This is a genomic window from Devosia insulae DS-56 (assembly GCF_000970465.2).
Classification (GTDB): domain Bacteria; phylum Pseudomonadota; class Alphaproteobacteria; order Rhizobiales; family Devosiaceae; genus Devosia_A; species Devosia_A insulae.
The window spans coordinates 19365-41361 of sequence record NZ_LAJE02000219.1; the positions used below are offsets into that span (position 1 = coordinate 19365).

Sequence of the window (21997 nt, forward strand, 5' to 3'; positions counted from 1 at the left end):
GTGAGAGCCGGCTGATGTTTGCGGCCGCTTTGCTGCTGCTTCCGGCCGCTCTGCTCCTCCTTCTTATCAGCCCCTGATAACCGACAGCTCGTCCAGCGAGCGGGTGGTCAGGGGAGCGCGCAGGTTAACCGAACAACGATTTGTCCGGTCGCGACGGTTTTCGAACCCCGGCCGTTTGATAGGAAAACAGCAATGAGCACCCAGGCAGCGGCAGCGAGCAACAAAGACCGCGTATTTATTTTCGACACGACGTTGCGTGACGGCGAGCAGAGCCCCGGCGCCACGATGACGCTGGAGGAAAAACTCCAGGTCGCCGAAGCGCTGGACGAAATGGGCGTCGACATCATCGAAGCCGGTTTCCCCATTGCCTCCAACGGCGACTTCGAGGCGGTGGTCGCAGTGGCCAAGCAGGTGAAGAACTCGGTGGTCGCCGGCCTCGCTCGCGCCATTCCTGGCGATATCGCCCGCGCCGGCGAAGCGGTGCGTCACGCCAGGCAGGGCCGCATTCACACCTTCGTTTCCACCTCGCCGATCCATCTGGCTCACCAGATGAAAAAGACCGAGGAGCAGGTGCTGGAGATCATCTCGGCCACCGTGGCACAGGCCCGCAACCTCATCGACAATGTCGAGTGGAGCGCGATGGACGCCACCCGCACGCCGATCGACTATCTGGCGCGCTGCGTCGAACTCGCCATCAAGGCGGGCGCCACCACCATCAACCTGCCCGATACGGTCGGCTATGCCATTCCGGCCGAGCACGAGGCGATGTTCCGCTCGATCATCGAGCGCGTTCCCGGCGCGGACAAGGTGATCTTCTCGGCCCACTGCCATAACGATCTCGGCCTCGCCGTTGCCAACTCGCTGGCTGCCGTCCGCGGCGGTGCGCGCCAGATCGAGTGCACCATCAATGGCTTGGGCGAGCGCGCCGGCAACGCGGCGCTCGAAGAAGTGGTGATGGCGCTGCGTACCCGCGGCGACGCCATGCCCTATGACACCGAGATCGATTCGACCCACCTGAGCCGCGCCAGCAAGGTGGTCTCGGCCGCCGCCAACTTCCCGGTGCAGTACAACAAGGCGATCGTCGGCAAGAACGCTTTCGCGCATGAAAGCGGCATCCATCAGGATGGCATGCTGAAGAATGCCCAGACCTACGAGATCATGACGCCGGCCTCGGTCGGCATCAAGGAAACCACCCTGGTGATGGGTAAGCACTCAGGCCGCGCCGCCTTCAAGGATAAGTTGAAGGAACTGGGTTATGACCTTGGTGATAATGCCTTCCAGGAGGCATTCGTCCGCTTCAAGGACCTGGCTGATCGCAAAAAGCATGTCTATGACGCCGATATCGTGGCGTTGGTCGATGACGAGGCGGGCTCGGTCGGCGATCGCATCAAGCTGGTCGACATGGAGGTGATCTCCAAGACCGGCGGCGTGCACCACTGCGACCTCGTCATCACCATTGACGGCGTCGAGGTGAAAGCGTCGTTCGACGGTACCGGCTCGGTCGATGCGATATTCAATGCCATCAAGCAAGCGGTCGGCAAGGACCCGCATCTGGTGCTCTACGCCATCGATGGCGTCACCGGCGGCACCGACGCGCAGGCCAGCGCCCATGTGCGGCTCGAAATGAATGGCCGCATCGTTTCCGGCAACGCCGCTGAGCCCGACACCCTCGTCGCCTCGGCCCGCGCCTATATCAACGCCTATAATCGCCTGCTGCTCGAACGCGGCGCGGCGGCGCAGGGCGCCCTCGCCGGCTAGCGGCTGCAATGGGGCGGGCGGGCATAGCGGCCAGCAAGGCCGACCGTGACCGCATCGCCCCGCTGCGGCGAGATTTCATCGCCGAAGCCGGGCACCAGGTTCGCTACTACGCCGTGTACGAGCGTGGCAGGTGCGACGCCTGGCTGCTCGAGGCAGCAGGTGAGCCCACTGGTTATGGCCTCGTCATGGATGGGGCGACCGCCGGAATGCGCGACACGCTGTTCGAGTTCTACCTGCGGCCAGAGCATCGGCGGGACCCCGCTGCGGCGATGACTGCGCTGCTTGACGCGTCCGGCGCGCAGCATATCGCGGCGCAGAGCAATGATCCGCTGCTCGCCGGCCTGCTGCTCGAACGCACCACGGACATCAGCGCTACGGCGATCCTGTTCGGCGCCGGTGCGCCGGCGAACCACCAGTATGACGGCGTGGTGCGGCCGCGACAGCAGGACGACGCGGTGTTCTCCCACAGCTATGAGCCGGCCGGCGACTTCGTGCTCGATACGCCGCGCGGCATCGTCGCCACCGGCGGCTGGCTCACCCACTACAATCCGCCCTATGCCGACCTCTACATGGAGGTCGCGCCGCACGCCCGGCGTGAGGGCGCCGGGCGCTACATGGTACAGGAGACGCTGCGGTTGTGCCGCGCGACGGGCTTGGTCCCGGCGGCGCGCTGCGACGTTGCCAACCTCGCGTCGCGTGCGACACTGCTCTCGGCAGGGCTCGCCATCTGCGGTTATGTGCTTGGTGGGCGGTTGCGAGCCCGGGGAGAACACGATGCGCTATGAGCTGCGGCGCGCCGAGACGGCTGAGGAACTGGCGGCCATGCACCGGATGCGGCGCGACGTCCTGTTCGCGGCGAGGGGCCGGGCCGGGGTCTACAACGATGCGCATCCGGACGATGCGGCCTCCAACCACCTGAAATTCCTGCTCATGCTGGATGGCGAACCGGTCGGCACAGCGCGCCTCGACCTGGTGCAGGGTATGGGCAAGCTAAGGCTCGTCGTCATCGTGCCGGAGCACCAGCGCCGAGGCCACGGTGCGGCGATGGAGCAACTGATCGCCGAGCACGCCTATGGGCTCGGCATCACCACCTTGCTGGTGAACTCGGCACCGGACGCGGTGGGGTTCTACGAAAAGCGCGGCTGGCAGCGCGAGCTGTGGGATGCAGGCGAGTTGCAGGGTATGGCCAGCGACTGCGTCCAGATGGCGAAGTACCTCTAGCCATCGTACGAGTCGTGACGTCGCGGGCTTGGACCGGCCGCCGCTCGCGGCTAGGCTCACGCCGAATCGAACAGCTGGAGCGCCGATGCTGCGAGAACTGAGGGGTGGGCTTTCCGCCCTGGCCCTGGTGGTTGTCGGCGTGCTGCTCGCGGTCAGCGTCGACCTGGGCATTCCCGGGCAGGCCCTGCTGCAGTCGTTGCGCTTTCACATCGCCGCGGCACTGCTCGGCCTCGTGCTGCTGTTGTTCATCGGCGGGGCCTGGCGCCGCGCGTTGCTGTTCCTGCTGGTCTTTGCGGTGAGTGCCGGGCAGGGCGCCGCAATCGTCTACCGCCAGCAGGAGGCGCGCAGCGTGCTTGCCGCCGCCCCGGGCAAGCCGCTGTTCAAGCTGCTGAGCTTCAACCTCCTGACGGGCAACCAGAACGGCGAGAACATCGCCCGTTTCATCGCCGGATCGGGCGCTGACGTGGTTACCCTGATGGAGGCGTTGCCGATCGCTGCGCATGCCGGGATCCTGCGCGCCGTCTATCCCTATTCCGCCGGCTGTGAAGACGGTTCGCCCTGCGGTGGCGTGGTTATCCTGTCGCGGACGCCGCTCGCCGATATCACGGTCCAGTCGATGAGCGGTGCGTGGCAGAATCGCCTGGTGACCGCCAACACGACGATCGGCGGGCAGAAGCTCAACATCGTGGCGGCGCACCTGGTGAAGCCGTATTTCGACGAGTTTGCCGCCGAGGAAGTTGCCAGGCTCGGCGCCGTTATCGGTGGGCTCGAAGGTCCGCTCGTGCTGGCCGGCGATTTCAACGCCTCGGCCTGGTCGGAAAGCCTCGATGGGCTGATGCACCGGCAGAGCCTGCTGCCCGGCTCGTCTTACCCTGCCACCTGGCCGGTACGGCTCGGCCCAGTTGGCGTTCCCATCGACAACGTCTTTACCCGTGCCCCGCTGGTCATCACCGAGGTGAATGCCCTCGGCGACTCCATGGGCTCCAACCATCGAGGCCTGCTGGCCGAGATCAGGCTGGCAGCAGACTAACGTCGGTCGAAGCGTTCGCGCTGGTCGGATCACCCGGTGCCGGTGCATCTCCAAGGCGCGGGGCCAGTCTCTGGCTCTGAGCCGCCAGCAGCCCGAACAGGTCCTTGGGGTCGTCGAGATCGGGGATCAGGTCGATGTCGCGGATCTCGGCCCGACTGAGGTCCCGAACGTAGCGAAGCGTCGAGAAATCCTCGATGGCGAAGCCGACCGAGTCGAACAGCGTCACCTCGTCGGCCGAGCTGCGACCTGCCGCCTTGCCGGCGAGCACCTGCCATAGCTCGGTCACCGCGAAATCCGCCGGCAGCTGCTGAATCTCGCCCTCGATCCGCGTCTGTGGCGTGTATTCGGTGTACACCGCAGCTCTGGCGACGATGTCCGGATGCAGCTCGGTCTTGCCCGGGCAGTCGCCGCCGATGGCGTTGAGATGCATGCCGGCTACGACCAGATCTGGGGTCAGCACGTACGCCCGCGTCTTGTCGGCGGTGCAGGTGGTGACGATGTCTGCGCCATCAACGGCTTCGGCGACTGAGCCGGCGCGACGAATGCGGAGACCACTGGCCGCGAGGTTGAGGCAGAACTTGTCCATCGCCTCGCTGTCGATGTCGAACACCCGCACCTCCTCGACCCCAAGCAGCGCCTTGAAGGCGAGGGCCTGAAACTCCGACTGGGCGCCGGCGCCGATCAATGCCAGCACCCGGCTGTCGCCACGGGACAGGGCGCGCGCCGCAACGGCAGACGTCGCCGCGGTGCGGAGCGCGGTGAGGATGGTCATCTCCGACACCAGCACCGGGTACCCGGTCGCCACATCGGCGAGCACGCCGAAAGCGGTGACGGTCAGCTTGCCGGCCGCGGTGTTGCCGGGATGCCCGTTGACGAACTTCATGGCGTAGAGCTCACCGTCGGAGGCCGGCATCAACTCGATCACGCCATTGCAGCTGTGGCTGGCGAGGCGGGCGGCTTTTTCAAAGCTCTCCCAGCGGCGGAAATCGGCCTCGATAGATCCGGCGAGACCGGTGAGGAAGGGCTCGATGCCGGTACGCCGGAGCAGGGCGCAGATGTCGCTGGTGCCGATGAATTGGGTCATTTGGGCCTCTTACTTTGGGAAGCAGGCAGGCTTCGGTTGGGTGTCAGGCAGTCGCCAGGTCAGGAAGTCTTGCCAGCCGCGTCGCCGTCGCGGCTTCCCCGAACAGCCGGGCGGCGAGATCAACCATCAGGTCGGCGCTCTTGCCGTAACGGTCGAGAACAGGGTTGAGCTCGACCAGGTCGAGCGAGCCGACGCGACCGCTGCGGTGCAGCATCTCCATCACCAGTCGGCCCTCGGCGAGCGTCAGCCCGCCGGGCACGGTAGTGCCGACGCCGGGCGCGAGGCTGGGGTCCATGGCATCGACATCGAGCGACAGGTGCAAGTGACCGTTCGCAGCCTCGACGCGATCGAGGAAGTGGCGGAGCGGTGTGGCAACGCCGGCGATCCGGACGGCGTCCATGTCCACCACCTGCACGCCGCGCGCCTCGATCAACTGCGCTTCTTCGCAATCGAGCGCCCGGGCGCCCAGAATCATCACGTTGGCGGGATCGACTTCGGCAAACCAGGCAGCGTCATTGGCAAAACCCGGCTCGCCGCAAAGGCGCGCCAGCGACATGCCGTGGATGTTGCCGGTCTCGGTAGTGGACCAGGTGTTGAAATCACCATGGGCATCGAACCACAAGACGAACAGCGGCCGGCCGGCATCGCGGCAGTGCCGGGCGACACCCGCCACCGAGCCCATCGAGATCGAATGATCGCCGCCGAGGAATACCGGCCGCGCGCCGTTCTCGAGGCTCTGATAGCCGGCCTGGCTGGCGCCGATGGCCAATGCCTCGATCTCGGCAGCGGCGGTAAGCCGACGGTCCACATTGATATCGCCAAGGTCGGCGACGGCATAGCCGAGGCCCGCCAACCGTTCGGCGAGGCCCGCCGTGCGCAGATCGTCCGGGCCGAGCGCGGCGCCACGGCAGGACGCGCCGGCATCGGTCGGCACGCCGATCAGGTCGATACGGTTACCGGCAGCAGGGCGGCGGGCGCGGGCGTCGTGGAGCATCTCGGGGGCCTCGGTTGTAATCCGCCTTATGTGAGGGCGGGCCGCTGCTGACGAAAAGCCGGAATAGTGATAAGAATGCGCAGCAGAGTGTACAAAATGGCGGCAAGGAATGACGAATAGTACGCCGGGTCTCGACGATCTCGACTACCGCCTGATCGCCCTGCTGCGTACCGACGGGCGGATGCCGGTCGCCAAGCTTGCGGCTCAGCTCAACGTCTCACGCGCTACAGTGACGGCGCGGATGGAGCGGCTGCAGCGTTCCGGCGCCATCGCCGGCTACACCGTGGTGGTGCAGGCGCAGGGTCGCGCGGATGCGGTGCGGGCCGTCACCATGGTCGAGGTCGACGGCAAGAACTCCGAGCAGATCATCCGCCGCCTTGCCGGTTTCCCCGAGATCCGCGGTCTCTACACCACCAATGGTCGCTGGGACGTGGTGGCCGAGATCGAGACGCCCACTCTGCGCGAGTTCGACGAGCTGCTGCGCAAGGTCCGCCAGATCGACGGCATCGCCAACACCGAGACCAGCATCCTGCTGGGTGCGCGTAAGGAGTTGGGGTAGCACGCAGCGGACTTGCGCATCTGGCGTAGATTGCCTATGTTACGGAACATGTGCAGCCGGGATGGAGTTCTGCTATGGCAACGGTGAAATCCTCCGAGTTTCAGAAGAACGTCGGTTTGTGGCTGGACAGGATCCATGAAGGGCCGGTCAGGATCAGTAAGTATGACCGTCCAGCTGCGGTTTTGGTGTCGGCGGCTCAGTACGACGAGTTGGTGTCCAACTTCCGCAAAGTGACGACGCCAATGCAACTGACAGACGTAGAGGTGGCGATGATACGCGAAGCGCGAGTCATGTCGGACAATCCTTTTGATCTGGATGATATCCCAGACTTCATCGAGCCGCGCCTGCCAGCAGGGGCCTAACTTGAAGATACCTGCGGTTCCGCCCGTCGGTTTCGTGCTTGCCTACGAATACCTGTGGTCGTCGCAGGCTGCGGCGCGAGAGGACGGGATGAAGACCTATCCAGCCGCTATCATTCTCTCCCGCGACATCGGCGCCGCCACCCCGGTGGCCTATGTCGTGGGCATCTCTCACAAGGCACCGACCGAGGGCGAACGGGCGATCGAGGTCCCTTGAAAACTGGCGAGATATCTCGGTCTCGATGAAGAAGCTTGCTGGGCTTACACGGACCAGCTGAACGTGTTCTCCTGGCCAGGCCCGGACCTTCGTCCAGCCGACCGGCTGTCATCCCGCCCAACCGCCGCCGGCACCTGCGTTATCGGTCAACTGCCCACCGACTGGTTCGAGGCGTTGAAGGCCGATGTGCTGAAGAACCGCGAAATCGGTCTGTTGAACGCGCAGAAGCGCAATGAATAGCCGCTCTCAGTCCGCTCCCCGCAACGCCCCCGGCAGTTCCGCCGCGACGACATCGAGCTCTTCGTCTCGTCCGACGCTGATGCGGACGTGCCGGTCGAGCCCCGGCGCCATCGGTTTGCGGACAAACACGCCACGCGCCTCCAGCGCTTTCAGCACCCGCATGGCGTAATCGCCGTCGCGGCCACAATCGACGGCAACGAAGTTGGTGGCGGAGGGCACGGCGGCAAGGCCACTCCCGGCCGCGATGGCATGGATCCGTTCCCGTCCGGCAGCGACCTTTGCCACCACCTGCGCCAGCCAATCCTGATCGGCCAGGGCCGCCATCGCCGCGATCTGGCTCAGCCGGGTGACCCCGAAATGGTTGCGCACCTTGTCGAACGCCTTGATGAAACTCGCCTCGCCGATGGCGTAGCCGACCCGCATGCCGGCAAGCCCATAAGCTTTGGAGAAGGTGCGGGTCCGGATCACGTTGGGGCGGTCGATGTCGAGCGCGGGCAGGGTGTCCGCCGGCGCCGTCTCGCAATAGGCTTCGTCGAGGAGGATCAGTGTCTCCTCCGGAACCTCGGCGATGAAGCGCTCGATCTCCGTGGCGCTCCACCAGGTGCCCATCGGATTGTCCGGATTGGAGAGGTAGATCACCTTGGCCCGCTCGCGCCGCGCCGCCTCGGCGAGTGCGCCCAGGTCCTCGTGGTGACCGGCATAAGGCACGGTGACGATCCGGCCGCCGAAGCCGGCCACATGATAGTTGAAGGTCGGATACGCCCCGAGCGAGGTGACTGCGACATCGCCCGGCTCGGTGATCAGCCGGGCGATCAGCCCATGCAGCCCGTCAATGCCTTCGCCAATCGCGACATTGGCCGCGGGGATGCCGAGATGCGCAGCAAGCGCTGCCTTGAGGTCGTGCACCTCGGGGTCGCCGTACATCCAGACCCCACCTGCGGCTGCCGCGATCGCGGCGATCACCTTCGGCGAGGGGCCAAAGCCGCTCTCGTTGGCGCCGACCCGCGCCCGGAACGGCACGCCGCTGCGCCGCTCCAGCGCTTCGGGGCCGGTGAACGGCACGGTGGAGGGCAGGGACTGGGCGAGGGGGGTGAGAATGGGGCGCATGGTGCGGCGAACTTAGCGCGCCCGTCGTGCGCTGCAACTCCATCCCTTCGCGCCACGTATCTCAATGGTTACATTCCCCGGCAGCACGTTAGTTTGTGTTGTGCGTGACACGGGCGCGGGACAATCATCGACCCAATCAGAACCTTCGGGGTGAACTTTCATGATCAAGAACAAGCTGGCGCTCGCGGTGGCAATCGTGGGCGCGCTCGGGATGACCGGGGCGCAGGGCGCCGAGACGGCGACGGCGATCTTCGCCGGCGGTTGCTTCTGGTCGATCGAGAGCGATTTCGACCACGCGCCGGGCGTCATCTCGACTACCTCGGGCTATATCGGCGGGCACGTCGACAACCCGAGCTACGAGCAGGTGGTCACCGAAACCACCGGGCACCGCGAGGCGGTGAAGATCGTCTACGACCCCACGGTCACCAGTTACGACAAGCTGGTCGACACCTTCTTCCACCTCATCGATCCGATCGAGACGCGTGGCCAGTTCTGCGACTACGGCGAGAGCTACACCACCGCGATCTACGCCGGCACCGATGCCGAGCTGAAGGTCGCCGAAGCCGGCAAGGAAGCCACTGCCGCAGCGCTCGGCAAGCCCGTGGCCACCATCGTCGCCATGGCCCCGACCTTCTGGCCGGCCGAGGACTATCACCAGGATTTCTGGAAGGGCAGCGAGATGCTGCAGAACGGCCTGACCCGCGCCCAGCACTACGCCCGCTATCGCGTCGGCTGCGGCAAGAACGGCCAGGTCGAAGCCATCTGGGGCAAGGACGCGTTCAAGGGGCTCGACGGCCACGCCTGAGGGATTGCGAGTAGCGAATAGGGGGCTTCTACTCGCCATTCGCTACTCGCTTCTCCTACGTCAGATCCGGCGTCCGCTCCCCGGCGTTCTGCGTATGTGGATCCGCCGCCAACTCAACCTGGGCATGCTCGTCGCTGGCGGAGAGCAGCTTGTTGATCGCGAGCTTGGCTTTCTCGGTCAGGTCGCGCAGCGTCGGCAGGTATTCCGGTGTCGGTACCCAGGCGCGCAGCTGCAGCATGATCTCGTCGCCGACAAAGCTCTCGACATGCACCGTCGGCGGCGGATCGACCTGCACCCGCTTGTCTGAAGTGGCGATTTTCAGCATGGTCCGGCGCGCCGCGGCGACGTTGATCGTATCGGGTACCGTGATGTTCACGTCGATGCGCCGGCGCGGCTCGCGGCTGTGGTTGGTGATCGCCGACGACCAGAGCTTCTGATTCGGGGTGAAGATGTAGAGCCCGCTGGTCGAGCGAAGCCGCGTGCCGAACAGGCCGATCTCCACCACCACACCCGCCACCCCGTCGCCGACGATGTACTCGCCGATGGCGATGGGCCTGAGCCACACCAGCATGATTCCCGCCGCGATGTTGGCGAGCGTGCCCTGCAGCGCCAGCGCGATGGCGAGACCGGCGGCGCCGATCACCGCGTAGATCGAGGTGCTCGAGACGCCGAGGAAACTCAGCGCCGTAACGATCGAGAAGATGATGATGCCGTAGCGGGTCACCTGCGCCAGCAGCGGGGCAAAATTCCTGTCGACGCCATATGCGCGCGGCAACAGGTTCCGCACCATGCGCGACAGCACGCGCGCCAGGTACCAGCCCCCGATCAGCACGACGAGCGCACTCAGGAGGGCCACGGAATTGTCGGCGAGCCACCTCAGCGGCAGGGAGACGGCTTGGGTCGCGTCATTGGGCAGGTCGTTCATCGACTCTTTATGGGCTGGTTCGCTGCGGGCGTTAACTTACCAATCTGGCAAAAGCAGGAAAGTCCACAGCGGCGCGAATAGGTGCTGGACAAGGTGGGGGACCCCTGATAGTCAGCCGCTCGGACAGGGTGCGTAGCTCAGATGGTAGAGCAGCTGACTCTTAATCAGCGGGTCCACGGTTCGAGTCCGTGCGCACCCACCAAGTCCCCTTAAAGCTTTGATATGGCGGCGTGAACAGGCATCGACCTTGTTCGGCCCATAGCCGATGCGGCCTTCTCCGTTCGAGGATGAAGCAACGGCGCCGGCCGCCGAATGGGTTTTCAAGTGTCCCGTCCCGCTGGCGGGGAACCGGTGATCGCGGGCGTACAAAGCGCCGCTGGGGTGAATTGATCTAATGGCGCTCTTCACAAGGCTCGCCACCCCGCTTACATAGCCGCAACACCCTTGCTCACGGAGATACCCCAGAATGCCCTTCGGCCTTGATGCTTCGGCTTTTGCGGCATTCTTTCAGGTTATCATGATCGATCTGGTGCTCGCTGGCGACAACGCAGTCGTCATCGGGCTTGCCGCCGCCGGGCTGCCGGCCGACCTCCGTCGCAAAGCCATCCTTATCGGCATCATCGCCGCGACGGTCCTGCGCATCTGTTTTGCGCTGATCACCACCCAACTGCTGGCACTCGGCGGCGGTCTGCTGATCGCGGGCGGCCTGCTGCTGCTCTGGGTGTGCTGGAAGATGTACCGTGAGCTGTCGGTCTCGCACGAGGACGAGCACGACGCCACCGAGGCGCTGGCGGATGCAGACCTCAACGCCGACGGTACCGTCTCGGGCAAGAAGAGGAAGTCGCTGAAGGCAGCCGTCTGGCAGATCATCATCGCCGACGTCTCGATGTCGCTCGACAACGTGCTGGCGGTGGCCGGCGCAGCGCAGCACCACGAAGTGGCGCTGATCTTCGGTCTCGGCCTCTCGGTGCTGCTGATGGGTGTCGCGGCGACCCTGGTCGCGGGCCTCTTGCACAAGTACCGCTGGATCGCCTGGCTCGGCCTCGTGATCATCCTCTATGTGGCGGTGAAGATGCTCTACGAGGGCGCTGACCAGCTGCTTGGCCACACCCTGCCGATGATCCCGCTGATCAAGGGCGCGCCGCCGGTTCCCGGGGTGCACTAACTCCAGCGTAACCACGGCCCGAGTTTCCTCGCATTGCGAGGCGGGCCGTAGGGATTTCCTCACGCGACAGACGATAGCGTCCGGCAGGTTGTCTGCCGGATTTCGTCCATGTCGCTTGCCGCCCTCTCGCTCAGCCCCGTTGCCCAGTTCGCTGTGCCGTCTCGGCCGGTTGCTTCCAGCTTCGCCATGCGGCTGGTCGAGCCCGAAACCTGGGACGATGCGATCGCCGATTTCGAGGGGGTCTGCCAGGAGCAGCTCGCGACCTTCGCCCGCACCCGCTGGCCAGGTGTCGCGCTCGAACCACAGCTGTTCACGCTGGCCGGCGAGGTGGTCGGCGGCTGCCTGATCATGGTGCAGCCGTTGCCGCTCGGGCTTGGATCGATCGCCGTGGCCAAATGGGCGCCGATGTTGCGGCGCACCGAGACGGCCGACGCCAATGCCATTTACGCCCGCATGGTCGAGGCGCTGTCGGGGGAATACGCGGTGCGTCGGCGCATGATGCTCTCGGTACTGCCGCGCGCCGCGCTGAGCGCCGCCAACGCCGAATACGAACAGCTGCTCGGCCGCGGCTTTCACCAGGGCGCCAAGCTGCTGTTCCCGGATCGCTACATCGTCAACCTCAGGCTGAGCGACGCCGAGCAGCGTCAGAGCTTTCACCAGAAATGGCGCTATCACCTCAACAAGGCCGACAAAGCCGGGCTGAGCTTCGAGCCCGCCGGAGCCGAACGGCGTCCGGAGTTCGATGCGCTCTACGAGCAGATGGTCGACCGCAAGAAATTCCCCGACCATTCGGCTTACGGCACCGTGCCGGCGCTGCTGGCGATGGACAACCCGACGCTGAGGCCCGAGCTGTTCTTCGTCAGACACGCCGGTGAGGTGGTCGCCGGGGCGATCATCTTCAAAGCCGGCGACCGCGCGGTCTACCTTTACGGCGCCACCAGCGCCGCGGCGCTCGAGTTGCGCGCCGGCTACTTCCTTCACTGGCACATCATCCGCTGGCTGCGCGACAATACCGCCGCCCGCTGGTACGACCTCGGCGGCACCGATGGGTTCCAGGGGCTGCACCAGTTCAAGAAGGGCATGGTCGGCGAGCGCGGCGTCATCACTCCGGTCCCGCCCGTCGCCAACTATGCCGCGCACTGGTGGCCGCGCCTCGTCGGCGAAGGCGCCTTCGCCGGCCGCGAGATTGCACACGCGCTCGGCCGTTATGTCGATCGGCTGCGACCTGATCGCGCCAAGCCGGATCAGCAGCGGAGCGCCGAATGAGCCTCCGGCAGCGTCTCGTTTCACAATCGAGCGTGATCTTCGGCGCCCGGCTGTTCGGCGCCGGCGTGATCTTCCTCGCCCAGGCGGCCATCGCTCGTTTCTGGGGGGCCGATATCCTCGGCGAGTACCTCTTGATCATCGCCACGGTGAACATCGTCGCCGTGGTGATGCCGCTCGGTTTTGAGACCATCGGCACCTATTTTGCCGCCGAGTACCGCTCGAAGGGCGAAGGCCGACTGCTGCGCGGCTTCATGCTGCGCGCCTACGGTCATGTGGCCGTGACGTCGCTGATCCTGCTGTTCCTGGGCTACCCGTTGGCCGGGCTGTTCGGCGAGCCGGGCAGGGTGCTCATCGTCCACTGGCTGCCGGCCTGCCTGATGGCGCTCGCTACCGCCGTCGTCTACTGCAACAGCGCGCTGCTGGTCGGGCTGAAGCGCCCGTTCGCCGGCTTCTTCGCCGACACCATCTTTCGCCCGCTGCTCATCGTCCTCTGCTTCACGTTGGCCGCGATGGCGGGCGATGCCGAAGCAAAATTCGCCGAGCTGATCTGGCTCCTCGCCATCGGTTTTGCCGTGATTGCCGCCGCTCAGTTCGCCTGGGTGCTGCGCGCTGCCAGACAGGTGCCTGAGGCTATGCCCGCTACCGCAGCTGAGCAGAAGCGCTGGTGGCGCTTCGCGCTGCCGTGGGTGGTCATCGCGCTCGCCACCGATTTCTTCTTCGATATCGACGTGTTGATCCTGTCGCACTTCCTCGATCGCGAAAGCCTCGCGGTGTTCGGGGTCTGCACCCGAGTGTTCTCGCTGGTGGCGTTCGGCGTCTCGGCGGTTTACGCGGTGACGCTGCCCGAAATGTTCGAGCGCAATGCCGCCGCCGACCGCACCGGTTTCATCAAGCAGATCGGCGAGGCCAACCTCGTCGCCTGCGTCATTTCGGTGGCGCTGTTCGCCATCGTGGTGCTGACCGGCCCGTTGCTGCTGATGCTGTTCGGGCCGGAGTTCGAGGCCGGCGTGGTGCCGCTCGCCGTGCTTTGCCTCGCGCTCTGCGTCCGCTCGCTGCTCGGTCCCGCGGCGCTGGTGCTGTCGATCCACGATCGCCCCTATGCGACGCTGCCCGCTATCGGGCTCGGTATGGGCGTGCTGGTTGGAGCCAATATCCTGCTGGTGCCGGTGCATGGGCTGATGGGCGCCGCGGTCGCGGCGCTGGCGGCACAGACCTTCTGGTCGGCGGCAATGTGGCTGACGGCGAAGCGGCTGGCCGGGATCGACGTGTCGATCGGGCCGCGGCTGAGAGAAGTGCTGGCGGCGCGGCGGGTGAAAGACGTCTAGCGCCGTCACCGCCCCAGCAGCATATCCACCCGCGCCTTGAACCTGGCGATACGACCCATGCTCATCCCCGAGTCATAGTCCTCGGTGACCTTGGTGTAGAACTTCTCCATCACCACGTAGTCCTGCCCAAAAATCTGCTGGCGCAGCAGCGCCGCCTGCTCGTAGCCGTAGCGGCGGAGCAGGGCGAGGGCGACTTCGTTCTCCGGCCGTACCCAGGTGAAGGCCTTGTGGAACTTGCCGTTGTCCCAGTGCTCGTCGAACACCCGCATGCCGTAGATGCCGAGCCGGCTCTGCCGGTGCGAGGGAAAGATCCAACTCCAGTAGCGGAAGATCGAGCCGGTTTCAGGTCCGGAAACCAGGCCGCCACCGGGCACGCCATCCTGGGTGAGGATGATGACGTGAAACGGGTCCACACGCTGCAATGCGCGCAGGAACCCCTTGGTCAGGCGAGCTTTCTCGTGCTCCTTGAAGCGCTCCGAGTAGTGGGGCGACTCGTCGATCACCGCCATCAGTTCGGCGTGGATCATGTCGAGTTCGTCCGGTCGCGCGGCGTGATAGCCGAGTTCGGGCATCGAAGCCTCCAAATGGTATTGCGGGCATTGTCGCGTCAAACCGCCGAGAAAGCGTTTACGGCAAGGGTTTCCGAAGGGTTTCAGTGCGTTCCACTAGGCCGAAAGGCGGCAAGTGGTCTGCTTGCCCGGCCCTCGGGGCTTGGTTAGAACGGTTCGCAAAACCCGGGAGGATTAGCGATGAGCGAGAGTTTGGTGTTCGCCCCCAGCGCGGCGGCGATTGCGCGGACGCGGACCACGGCGGCGCAGTACGAGGAAATGTACGCCCGCTCGCTGAGCGATCCGGATGGCTTCTGGAAAGAGCAGTCCCAGCGCATCGACTGGATCAAGCCCCCGACCAGGATCAAGAACACCAGCTACACGTACCCCGACATCTCGATCAAATGGTTCGAGGATGGGGTGCTGAACATCTCCGCCAACTGCGTCGATCGCCACCTCGCGACCCGCGCCGATGAGACGGCCATCATCTGGGAAGGCGATATTCCCGGCACCGACGACAAGGTCACCTACCGGCAGTTGCACGAGCGGCTCGGCCGCTTCGCCAATGTGCTGAAGGCCAATGGCGTCAAAAAGGGCGACCGGGTCACCATCTACATGCCGATGATCATCGACACCGCGGTGGCGATGCTGGCCTGCGCCCGCATCGGTGCGGTGCACTCGGTGATCTTCGGCGGCTTCTCGCCCGACTCGATCGCCGGCCGCATCAACGACTGTGATTCGAAGATCGTGCTGACCGCCGATGAAGGACGCCGCGGCGGCAAGACCATTCCGCTGAAGAAGAACGTCGACGAAGCGCTGCTCAAGACCCCGGGGGTCGAGCGCGTCATCGTGGTCAAGAACACCGGCAATGCGGTGGCGATGCAGGCCGGTCGCGACGTCTGGTACGCCGACGAGGCCGCCAAAGTCTCCGCCGACTGTGCCCCGGAGCCGATGAACGCCGAGGACCCGCTGTTCATCCTTTACACCTCGGGCTCCACCGGTAAGCCCAAGGGCGTGCTGCACACCACCGGCGGCTACATCGTCTGGGCCTCGCTCACCCACGAGCGCGTCTTCGACTACCAGCCGGGCGAGATCTACTGGTGCACGGCCGACGTCGGCTGGGTCACCGGCCACAGCTATATCGTCTACGGGCCGCTCGCCAATGGCGCGACCACGGTGATGTTCGAGGGCATCCCGAGCTATCCCGATGCCGGCCGCTGCTGGCAGGTGGTGGAAAAGCACAAGGTCAACATCTTCTACACCGCGCCCACCGCCATCCGTGCGCTGATGGGCGCCGGCGCCGACATCCCCGACCAATACCCGATGCCGTCGCTGCGGCTGCTCGGCTCTGTGGGCGAGCCGATCAACCCGGAGGCCTGGCTCTGGTATCACAAGCACGTGGGCAAGGAGCGCTGCGAGATTGTCGACACCTGGTGGCAGACCGAAACCGGCGGCATCCTGATCTCGGCGCTGCCCGGCGCGATCGCCGCCAAGCCCGGTTCGGCCACCAAGCCGTTCTTCGGCATCAAGCCGATCGTGCTGTCACCTGAGGGCAAGCTCCAGGAGCAGACCAAGGCCGAAGGCGTGCTCTGCATCGCCGACAGCTGGCCGGGCCAGATGCGCACGGTCTATGGCGACCACGCACGGTTCGTGTCGACCTATTTCGAGACCTACAAGGGCTACTACTTCACCGGCGACGGCTGTCGCCGCGACGAGGACGGCTACTACTGGATCACCGGCCGCGTCGATGATGTGCTCAACGTCTCCGGCCACCGCATCGGCACGGCCGAGGTCGAGAGCGCGCTTGTGGCGCACCCCAAGGTCGCCGAGGCGGCGGTGGTCGGCTACCCGCACGACATCAAGGGGCAGGGCATCTACTGCTATGTCACCCTGATGGCCGGCGAGAAGGGCGACGACGCGCTGAAGACCGAGCTCCGGAACTGGGTGCGCAAGGAAATCGGCGCCATCGCTTCGCCCGACCTGATGCAGTTCGCCCCCGGCCTGCCCAAGACCCGCTCGGGTAAGATCATGCGCCGCATCCTGCGCAAGATCGCCGAGAACGATTATGGCGCGCTCGGCGATACGACCACCCTCGCCGATCCCGGCGTGGTAACGGACCTGATCGAGAACCGGCAGAACCGATAAGGTCGACTGAAGCAGACGGCCCCCTCCCATCCTCCCCCATGAAGGGGGAGGTGCACCGCTGGTTCATTTGGAACGATCGAAGACAGAGCCTCGACTCTTCACCTCCCCCTTCATGGGGGAGGCCGGGAGGGGGCCGTCTCTATCAGTCCGCCCCGACCAGCTTTTGCCGCACTCCTAGGCCACAAGCCCAGGCCCATTAGTCCCGAGAGACCCTCCTTCATGCGCCTCGCCACGATGCTCCTCGCGACGCTTCTCCCCCTTGCCGCCTCGCCCGCCTTGGCCCAGTCGCTCGAGCAGATGGCTGGGCAGATGATCGTCGTCGGCTTTGTCGGCAACGGTGTCGACGACAAGGGTGTCGCGGCGCTCAGGGCCGAGATTGCGGCCGGTGATATCGGCGGGGTCATGTACCTCAAGACCAACGTCGCGAGCCGCAAGGCGGTGGAAGCGATGAACACGGCGTTCCGCGAAGCAGCTCCAGCCGGGCTCCCGCCATTCATCACCCTCGACCAGGAGGGTGGGCTGGTCGAGCGCCTCGATAGCGCTGCTGGCTTCAAGGAAATCCCCGATGCGGCCTCGGTCGCGGCGAAGAACACACCGGCCGAGGCCCGCGGCATCTATGACGGACAGGCGCAGGGCGTTGCCGCCTGGGGCTTCAACGTCAATTTCGCGCCGGTGGTTGACCTGTCGGTCAACCCGAACAACCAGGTGATCGCCAAGTACGGCCGCGCCTTCGGCAAGGACGGCAAGCTGGTGGCCGAGTACGCCGCCGAGGTGATCGCCGCCCACCATGCGGCCGGGCTGCTGACCTCGCTGAAGCATTTCCCCGGGCACGGCTCATCCACTGCCGACAGCCACGAGGGCTTTGTCGACATCACCAAGACCTGGAAGGACAGCGAACTCGAGCCCTATCGCGAGCTGATCTCAGGCGGCTACGACGACATGGTGATGATCGGCCACCTGATCGACACCAATGTCGATCCCTCCGGCATGCCGTCGAGCCTGTCCAAGCCCTGGATCGAGGACGTGCTGCGCGGCAAGCTCGGCTTCAAGGGGGTGGTGATCACCGATGACCTGGAGATGGGCGCCATCCGCGACCACTTCAGTCTCAAGGAGACGGTGCTCAACGCGGTGCGGGCCGGCGTCGATGTGCTGCTATTCTCCAATACCGCCTACCAGCGCGCCACACTTGGTGACGAGGTCCGCGCCATTCTTCTCGCCGAGGCCGAGGCCGATCCGGCGTTCAAGGCGCGTATCGAAGAGAGTTTTGCGCGCATCGTCGCGCTGAAATCGCGCATCGGAGCCGAAAATGTCCAGCCTCAGTAAGGCCGAGGTCATCGCGTCGCTCGGGCTTGGCGGCCATTTCGAGGGCGGCTATTTCCGCGAGACCTTCCGTCCGACCCATCGCGAGAAGCTGGAAACGGCACGCGGCCGACGCGGCACCATGACCAGCATCTACTACATGCTGACCGATGATTCCCCAGTGGACCACTTCCACACCAAGCACTCGGACGGCATCCAGTTCCACCATTTCGGTGCGCCGCTGACCTATCACATGATCCACCCCGACGGCCGTTACGAGGCAGTGGTGCTGGGGCCGGACCTGGCGGCGGGGCAGGTGCCGAGCCTTGCAGTCGCCGGCGGCGTCTGGAAGGCGGCCGAGCTGCCCGCCGGTGAGTATGGCCTCGTCAGCGAAGTGGTGGCGCCAGGTTGGGAGATGGAGGACATGATCCTCGTCTCGCGCGCCGAGCTCTTGGCCCGTTTCCCTCAGCATGCCCAAGTGATCACCCGGCTCACCCCGGCGCCGTAACGCCGTCGCGGGGTTGTCGCGGTGGTGCTGCTTCATCTATGAGGGCCCGAGTTTTCCCCACCTGAGCCGGGGCGGGCGTCGAAAGCGCTCCCGTCCCATAGCTCAAATGGGCTAAACTCCGGTTCCCGAAGGCGAGAGGTTTTGGCATGAGCGAAGAGGGCAGGGAGGTGCGGCGGGTACGTGCGCTGTTCATCTCCGACGTGCATCTCGGCATGCGTCCCACCCGCATCACCCAGCTGATTGATTTCCTGCGCTGGCACGAAGCCGAGACGATCTATCTCGTCGGCGACATCGTCGATGGCTGGCGGCTCGCCAAGGCCTGGCACTGGCCGGCGGAATACCACCAATTGGTCGAGATCTTCCTCGACAAGGCGCTCAGCGGCACCCGCATCGTGGTGCTGCCGGGCAATCATGACGAATTCCTGCGCGAGTATCTCGGCACCTATTTCGGCGAGGTCGAGTTCGTCGATCGCACCGTGCACACCACGGCGCAGGGCAAGACCTACGTGGTCATGCATGGCGACCAGTTCGACGTCGTCGTCGCCCATGCGAAGTGGCTGGCGCATGTCGGCGACTGGGCCTACCGCGCTGCGCTCCGGCTCAACATCGCGGTCAACTGGGTGCGCCGCCGTATGGGCCTCACCTACTGGTCGCTCTCGGCCTGGGCCAAGCACAAGGTCAAGAACGCCGTCAGCGTCATTGGCCGCTTCGAGGAAGCGCTGACGCTGGAAGCCCGCGAGAGCGGCGCCGACGGCGTCATCTGTGGCCACATCCACTACGCCGACATGCACGAGCGGCTGGGCATCCACTACGTCAACACCGGCGACTGGGTGGAAAGCTGCACCGCCGTGGCCGAGACGCACGAAGGCGTGCTCGAACTGGTCCGCTGGACCGAAACCCCGCTGCCGCGCAAGCCACGCCGGCTGCGGCTCAGGCGAGCGCCGGCGGTTCCGGGGCAGTAAAGCTCACATCCCAGCTCCGTCATTTCCTGTGTGACAGTCGGCCCTGTCCGTCATCGCACCGTCACACCCCATTCGCAGCCCTGTCACCCGACTCTCGTAAACCCACGCCATCGCTTGCCGATGGATGGGTCCGATGCGCAAGGTCTTGATCGTCACCGATGCCTGGTTGCCACAGACCAATGGGGTGGTGCGCTGCCTCGAAGCGGTCGGGCGGGAGTTGATGGGGCGGGGCCACGAGGTCAGCTACCTCACCCCCGAGGGGTTCTGGACCTTCCCGATGCCGACCTACCCCGAGATTCGGCTGTCGCTGGTGACCCCGATGACCATCGGGCAAGTCATTGCCCGCGAGGCGCCGGACCATATCCACATCGCCACGGAAGGCCCGCTCGGCCTGCTCGCCCGCTTCGTCTGCCTCGAGCAGGGATTGGCCTTCACCACCAGCTACCACACCCGCTTCCCTGAATATGTCGCGGCGCGCATGCCGATTCCGACTGAATGGACCTATGGGTTCCTGCGCTGGTTCCACGGCTCCGCCGCCGCAACGCTGGTGCCCACTGCCTCGATGCAGGAAGAGCTTGCCTCGCGCCAGTTCGGCCATGTCCGCCTCTGGACCCGCGGCGTCGACCACTCCTGCTTCTCGCCGGGACCGAAGAGCGAGTTCCTCGATCTGCCCGGCCCGCATCTGCTCTATGTCGGCCGCGTCGCGGTGGAAAAGAACGTCGAGGCGTTCCTCAAACTCGATGTCCCCGGCACCAAGATCATCGTTGGCGACGGGCCGGCGCGGGCCGAGCTCAAGGCGCGCTACCCCGATGCAATGTTCCTCGGCCTGAGGACCGGCGAGGAGCTGTCGCGGCTCTATCGCTCGGCTGACGTCTTCGTCTTCCCCAGCCGCACCGACACCTTTGGCAACGTCATGATCGAGGCTTTGGCTTCTGGCGTCCCAGTGGCCGCGTACCCGGTCACCGGCCCGCGCGACATTCTTACCGACCCGGCCTGCGGCGCACTCGACGAGGACCTCGGCTTCGCCGTCATCCGTGCCTTGACCCTCAGCCGCGAAGCAGCGCGCGCCCACGCGCTCGGCTTCACCTGGGCCCGCTGTGCCGACCTCTTCCTCGAGGCGCTGGTCCCGGTGCGCGAAGCGGCAGCCAAGGCGGCATAACAGCACCAGGTAACGCGCATTAACGCGGAGCCCGTTGATCTTTCCCCTGGCGCTCTGCACTGTCCGGCGGTGCGGCGGATTCTCCCGCCGGGAGCACACCCGGATGTCGTCGACCACCATCGCCCCGCGCATCTCGCCCGAGCTGCGCGCTGCGATCTATCATTTCACCGTCTTCGGCAGCACCGGCGTAGCGTCCGTCTATCTGGGCATCTGGCTGATCAACCACGGCATCAGCGCCGAGGAGATCGGCATCATCAACGCCGCGCCGCTGGTCGCCATGCTGCTGGTCAACCAACTGGTGGGGCGCATCGCCGATCGCATGCCGGACTGGCGCGGCGTCATCATCGTCCTGTCGCTGATATCAGGGCTGGTGCCGATCGGGTTGTTCTTCGTCTCCGGCTTCTGGGGCATCCTCGGCATCTGGATATTCTCGGTGATGCCGGCCTTCGCGCTGGTGCCCGTCGTCGATGCCGCAACACTGCGGATGACGCAACGGCGGGGCACCGATTTCAGCGCGGTGCGCGCCTGGGGCACCGTCGGCTTCATGGTCGCAACGCTCTGTAGCGGCCCACTGATCGCCTGGCTCGGCGACGCGGCATTTGTTCCGGTGTTCGTCGCCTTCGCGCTGCTGCGTGCCGTGCTGGCGTTCCAGCTGCCGCAATTCCGGTCCGGCGAGGATCGCGCCGCCACGAAGAAGGGCGCCAGCCATCTGCGCGAGGTGTTGAAGCCGTGGTTCGTGATGGGGCTGCTTGGCCTCAGCATTCTCTATTCGACCCATAGCGCGATGACTGCCTTCGCCGCGATCCTGTGGACCGAGCAGGGCATCTCGCCGGGGCTGATCGGACCGCTTACCGCCACCATGGCCGCTGCCGAAGCGGTGATGATGTTCGTCTGGAGCCGGCTGAAGCTCAAGGTTTCGGCGCGCCATATCATCATCTTCGCCTGTCTGGTCGCCGCCCTGCGCTGGACCGCGATGGCATTCTCGCCGCCGGTCTGGGTGCTGTTCGCGCTGCAGCTTTTGCACTCGATCACCTTCGCCATGGGCTATCTGGGCGGCATCTACTTCATCGCCAACTGGACCAGCGACGACATTGCCGCCGAGGCGCAGGGCTTCTCCTATGTGCTGCAACAGGCCATGTCGGTGGTGATCATCCTCGCCATGGGCTGGTTCGTGGCCGCCTTTGGTCCAATGGCGTGGTTGTTCGTCGCGGCCTATGCCGTTCTCGGAGCGCTTTGCGTGGTGCTCTCGCTGAAGCTGCAGCCCCCATCCGCGCACCCGATCACGTCGGACCAGCTGACCGTAGCCGATCCGGCCCCCTGA

At 65.4% G+C, this 21997-nt stretch carries 23 protein-coding genes and 1 tRNA gene; 19 read left to right on the top strand and 5 right to left on the bottom strand.

Translation table 11 applies throughout. From position 1 onward, the window contains the following. The first annotated feature begins 192 nt into the window (after window positions 1-192). The 4 genes from VW23_RS15710 to VW23_RS15725 all read left to right on the top strand — a co-directional run bounded on the left by VW23_RS15710 (window position 193) and on the right by VW23_RS15725 (window position 4009). Window positions 193-1758: a 2-isopropylmalate synthase gene (locus tag VW23_RS15710; protein ID WP_069910491.1), complete on the top strand. Its 1566-nt coding sequence runs from the start codon at window positions 193-195 to the stop codon at window positions 1756-1758. Between the two features lie 8 nt (window positions 1759-1766). Beyond that, window positions 1767-2543: a GNAT family N-acetyltransferase gene (locus tag VW23_RS29010; RefSeq protein ID WP_069910492.1), complete on the top strand. Its 777-nt coding sequence runs from the start codon at window positions 1767-1769 to the stop codon at window positions 2541-2543. Beyond that, a complete protein-coding gene (locus tag VW23_RS29015) occupies window positions 2533-2979 on the top strand; it encodes a GNAT family N-acetyltransferase (protein ID WP_069910493.1) in 447 nt (148 codons plus the stop codon). The genes VW23_RS29010 and VW23_RS29015 overlap by 11 nt, the downstream gene beginning before the upstream one ends. Before the next feature lie 85 nt (window positions 2980-3064). After that, the gene (locus VW23_RS15725) at window positions 3065-4009 is read left to right on the top strand and encodes an endonuclease/exonuclease/phosphatase family protein (RefSeq protein WP_069910494.1); all 945 of its coding nucleotides are present in this window, start codon (window positions 3065-3067) and stop codon (window positions 4007-4009) included. Here the strand turns inward: VW23_RS15725 and VW23_RS15730 are convergent. After that, a complete protein-coding gene (locus VW23_RS15730) occupies window positions 3990-5093 on the bottom strand; it encodes an ornithine cyclodeaminase (RefSeq protein WP_069910495.1) in 1104 nt (367 codons plus the stop codon). The genes VW23_RS15725 and VW23_RS15730 overlap by 20 nt on opposite strands. Before the next feature lie 43 nt (window positions 5094-5136). Beyond that, window positions 5137-6087 (bottom strand): arginase, encoded by a 951-nt coding sequence (rocF, locus tag VW23_RS15735; RefSeq protein ID WP_069910496.1) that lies wholly within the window; start codon window positions 6085-6087, stop codon window positions 5137-5139. A 109-nt stretch (window positions 6088-6196) separates the two neighbouring features. On the opposite strand from rocF, the gene VW23_RS15740 reads away from it, so the two are divergent. From VW23_RS15740 to VW23_RS29020, 4 genes are all read left to right on the top strand, one after another. Then, window positions 6197-6646: an Lrp/AsnC family transcriptional regulator gene (locus VW23_RS15740; RefSeq protein WP_069910497.1), complete on the top strand. Its 450-nt coding sequence runs from the start codon at window positions 6197-6199 to the stop codon at window positions 6644-6646. Window positions 6647-6720: 74 nt separating this feature from the next. Next, window positions 6721-7008: a type II toxin-antitoxin system Phd/YefM family antitoxin gene (locus tag VW23_RS15745; RefSeq protein WP_069910498.1), complete on the top strand. Its 288-nt coding sequence runs from the start codon at window positions 6721-6723 to the stop codon at window positions 7006-7008. A 1-nt stretch (window position 7009) separates the two neighbouring features. Then, complete coding sequence (locus tag VW23_RS15750; protein ID WP_069910499.1) at window positions 7010-7222, top strand: hypothetical protein; 213 nt, start codon at window positions 7010-7012, stop codon at window positions 7220-7222. A 63-nt stretch (window positions 7223-7285) separates the two neighbouring features. Then, a complete protein-coding gene (locus VW23_RS29020) occupies window positions 7286-7462 on the top strand; it encodes a hypothetical protein (protein ID WP_176730416.1) in 177 nt (58 codons plus the stop codon). A gap of 6 nt (window positions 7463-7468) precedes the next feature. Here the strand turns inward: VW23_RS29020 and VW23_RS15755 are convergent, their stop codons facing one another. After that, window positions 7469-8569: a pyridoxal phosphate-dependent aminotransferase gene (locus tag VW23_RS15755; protein ID WP_069910500.1), complete on the bottom strand. Its 1101-nt coding sequence runs from the start codon at window positions 8567-8569 to the stop codon at window positions 7469-7471. A gap of 160 nt (window positions 8570-8729) precedes the next feature. Between VW23_RS15755 and msrA the strand changes: the two genes are divergently transcribed. Further along, window positions 8730-9374, top strand: a complete 645-nt coding sequence (msrA, locus tag VW23_RS15760; protein ID WP_069910501.1) for a peptide-methionine (S)-S-oxide reductase MsrA — start codon at window positions 8730-8732, stop codon at window positions 9372-9374. A 55-nt stretch (window positions 9375-9429) separates the two neighbouring features. On the opposite strand, the gene VW23_RS15765 is transcribed toward msrA, so the two are convergent. After that, window positions 9430-10299 carry a mechanosensitive ion channel family protein gene (locus VW23_RS15765; protein WP_069910502.1) on the bottom strand — a complete coding sequence of 290 codons (870 nt, stop codon included), beginning with the start codon at window positions 10297-10299 and terminating at the stop codon, window positions 9430-9432. A gap of 126 nt (window positions 10300-10425) precedes the next feature. Here VW23_RS15765 and VW23_RS15770 point away from each other — a divergent pair. The 4 genes from VW23_RS15770 (at window position 10426) to VW23_RS15785 (ending at window position 14055) form a co-directional block, all read left to right on the top strand. Then, window positions 10426-10501: transfer RNA gene (locus tag VW23_RS15770), tRNA-Lys, on the top strand. Window positions 10502-10765: 264 nt separating this feature from the next. Continuing rightward, window positions 10766-11464 (top strand): TerC family protein, encoded by a 699-nt coding sequence (locus VW23_RS15775; RefSeq protein WP_069910503.1) that lies wholly within the window; start codon window positions 10766-10768, stop codon window positions 11462-11464. Between the two features lie 108 nt (window positions 11465-11572). Beyond that, complete coding sequence (locus tag VW23_RS15780) at window positions 11573-12730, top strand: lipid II:glycine glycyltransferase FemX (protein ID WP_069910504.1); 1158 nt, start codon at window positions 11573-11575, stop codon at window positions 12728-12730. Beyond that, window positions 12727-14055, top strand: coding sequence for a lipopolysaccharide biosynthesis protein (locus VW23_RS15785; RefSeq protein ID WP_069910505.1), 1329 nt, complete (start codon window positions 12727-12729; stop codon window positions 14053-14055). The genes VW23_RS15780 and VW23_RS15785 overlap by 4 nt, the downstream gene beginning before the upstream one ends. Window positions 14056-14060: 5 nt before the next feature. On the opposite strand, the gene VW23_RS15790 is transcribed toward VW23_RS15785, so the two are convergent. Further along, entirely contained in the window at window positions 14061-14627 is a 567-nt protein-coding gene (locus VW23_RS15790) for a hypothetical protein (protein ID WP_069910506.1), read from the bottom strand. 177 nt (window positions 14628-14804) lie between these two features. Here VW23_RS15790 and acs point away from each other — a divergent pair, with 177 nt between their 5' ends. The 6 genes from acs (at window position 14805) to VW23_RS15820 (ending at window position 21997) form a co-directional block, all read left to right on the top strand. Continuing rightward, window positions 14805-16748 carry an acetate--CoA ligase gene (gene acs / locus VW23_RS15795; RefSeq protein ID WP_069910507.1) on the top strand — a complete coding sequence of 648 codons (1944 nt, stop codon included), beginning with the start codon at window positions 14805-14807 and terminating at the stop codon, window positions 16746-16748. A gap of 219 nt (window positions 16749-16967) precedes the next feature. Continuing rightward, window positions 16968-18071, top strand: a complete 1104-nt coding sequence (locus VW23_RS15800) for a glycoside hydrolase family 3 protein (protein ID WP_069910508.1) — start codon at window positions 16968-16970, stop codon at window positions 18069-18071. Next, the gene (locus VW23_RS15805; RefSeq protein ID WP_069910509.1) at window positions 18055-18555 is read left to right on the top strand and encodes a cupin domain-containing protein; all 501 of its coding nucleotides are present in this window, start codon (window positions 18055-18057) and stop codon (window positions 18553-18555) included. Before VW23_RS15800 ends, VW23_RS15805 begins: the two co-directional genes overlap by 17 nt. Before the next feature lie 146 nt (window positions 18556-18701). Next, a complete protein-coding gene (locus VW23_RS15810) occupies window positions 18702-19517 on the top strand; it encodes a UDP-2,3-diacylglucosamine diphosphatase (RefSeq protein WP_069910510.1) in 816 nt (271 codons plus the stop codon). Window positions 19518-19650: 133 nt separating this feature from the next. Then, window positions 19651-20676, top strand: a complete 1026-nt coding sequence (locus tag VW23_RS15815; protein ID WP_069910511.1) for a glycosyltransferase family 4 protein — start codon at window positions 19651-19653, stop codon at window positions 20674-20676. Between the two features lie 103 nt (window positions 20677-20779). Continuing rightward, on the top strand, window positions 20780-21997 hold the full coding sequence (locus tag VW23_RS15820) for an MFS transporter (RefSeq protein ID WP_069910512.1): 1218 nt from the start codon (window positions 20780-20782) through the stop codon (window positions 21995-21997).

Excerpts from the sequence above, each read along its gene's own strand:
- VW23_RS15765 (WP_069910502.1), bottom strand. The coding sequence starts at position 10,299 with ATGAACGACCTGCCCAATGACGCGACCCAAGCCGTCTCCCTGCCGCTG.
- VW23_RS15775 (WP_069910503.1), top strand. The coding sequence starts at position 10,766 with ATGCCCTTCGGCCTTGATGCTTCGGCTTTTGCGGCATTCTTTCAGGTT.
- VW23_RS15785 (WP_069910505.1), top strand. The coding sequence starts at position 12,727 with ATGAGCCTCCGGCAGCGTCTCGTTTCACAATCGAGCGTGATCTTCGGC.
- VW23_RS15755 (WP_069910500.1), bottom strand. The coding sequence starts at position 8,569 with ATGCGCCCCATTCTCACCCCCCTCGCCCAGTCCCTGCCCTCCACCGTG.
- VW23_RS15780 (WP_069910504.1), top strand. The coding sequence starts at position 11,573 with ATGTCGCTTGCCGCCCTCTCGCTCAGCCCCGTTGCCCAGTTCGCTGTG.
- VW23_RS15740 (WP_069910497.1), top strand. The coding sequence starts at position 6,197 with ATGACGAATAGTACGCCGGGTCTCGACGATCTCGACTACCGCCTGATC.
- acs (WP_069910507.1), top strand. The coding sequence starts at position 14,805 with ATGAGCGAGAGTTTGGTGTTCGCCCCCAGCGCGGCGGCGATTGCGCGG.
- VW23_RS15815 (WP_069910511.1), top strand. The coding sequence starts at position 19,651 with ATGCGCAAGGTCTTGATCGTCACCGATGCCTGGTTGCCACAGACCAAT.
- VW23_RS15725 (WP_069910494.1), top strand. The coding sequence starts at position 3,065 with ATGCTGCGAGAACTGAGGGGTGGGCTTTCCGCCCTGGCCCTGGTGGTT.
- rocF (WP_069910496.1), bottom strand. The coding sequence starts at position 6,087 with ATGCTCCACGACGCCCGCGCCCGCCGCCCTGCTGCCGGTAACCGTATC.
- VW23_RS15790 (WP_069910506.1), bottom strand. The coding sequence starts at position 14,627 with ATGCCCGAACTCGGCTATCACGCCGCGCGACCGGACGAACTCGACATG.
- VW23_RS15805 (WP_069910509.1), top strand. The coding sequence starts at position 18,055 with ATGTCCAGCCTCAGTAAGGCCGAGGTCATCGCGTCGCTCGGGCTTGGC.
- VW23_RS15710 (WP_069910491.1), top strand. The coding sequence starts at position 193 with ATGAGCACCCAGGCAGCGGCAGCGAGCAACAAAGACCGCGTATTTATT.
- VW23_RS15820 (WP_069910512.1), top strand. The coding sequence starts at position 20,780 with ATGTCGTCGACCACCATCGCCCCGCGCATCTCGCCCGAGCTGCGCGCT.
- VW23_RS15800 (WP_069910508.1), top strand. The coding sequence starts at position 16,968 with ATGCGCCTCGCCACGATGCTCCTCGCGACGCTTCTCCCCCTTGCCGCC.
- VW23_RS29010 (WP_069910492.1), top strand. The coding sequence starts at position 1,767 with ATGGGGCGGGCGGGCATAGCGGCCAGCAAGGCCGACCGTGACCGCATC.
- VW23_RS29015 (WP_069910493.1), top strand. The coding sequence starts at position 2,533 with ATGCGCTATGAGCTGCGGCGCGCCGAGACGGCTGAGGAACTGGCGGCC.
- VW23_RS15745 (WP_069910498.1), top strand. The coding sequence starts at position 6,721 with ATGGCAACGGTGAAATCCTCCGAGTTTCAGAAGAACGTCGGTTTGTGG.
- msrA (WP_069910501.1), top strand. The coding sequence starts at position 8,730 with ATGATCAAGAACAAGCTGGCGCTCGCGGTGGCAATCGTGGGCGCGCTC.
- VW23_RS15730 (WP_069910495.1), bottom strand. The coding sequence starts at position 5,093 with ATGACCCAATTCATCGGCACCAGCGACATCTGCGCCCTGCTCCGGCGT.
- VW23_RS15810 (WP_069910510.1), top strand. The coding sequence starts at position 18,702 with ATGAGCGAAGAGGGCAGGGAGGTGCGGCGGGTACGTGCGCTGTTCATC.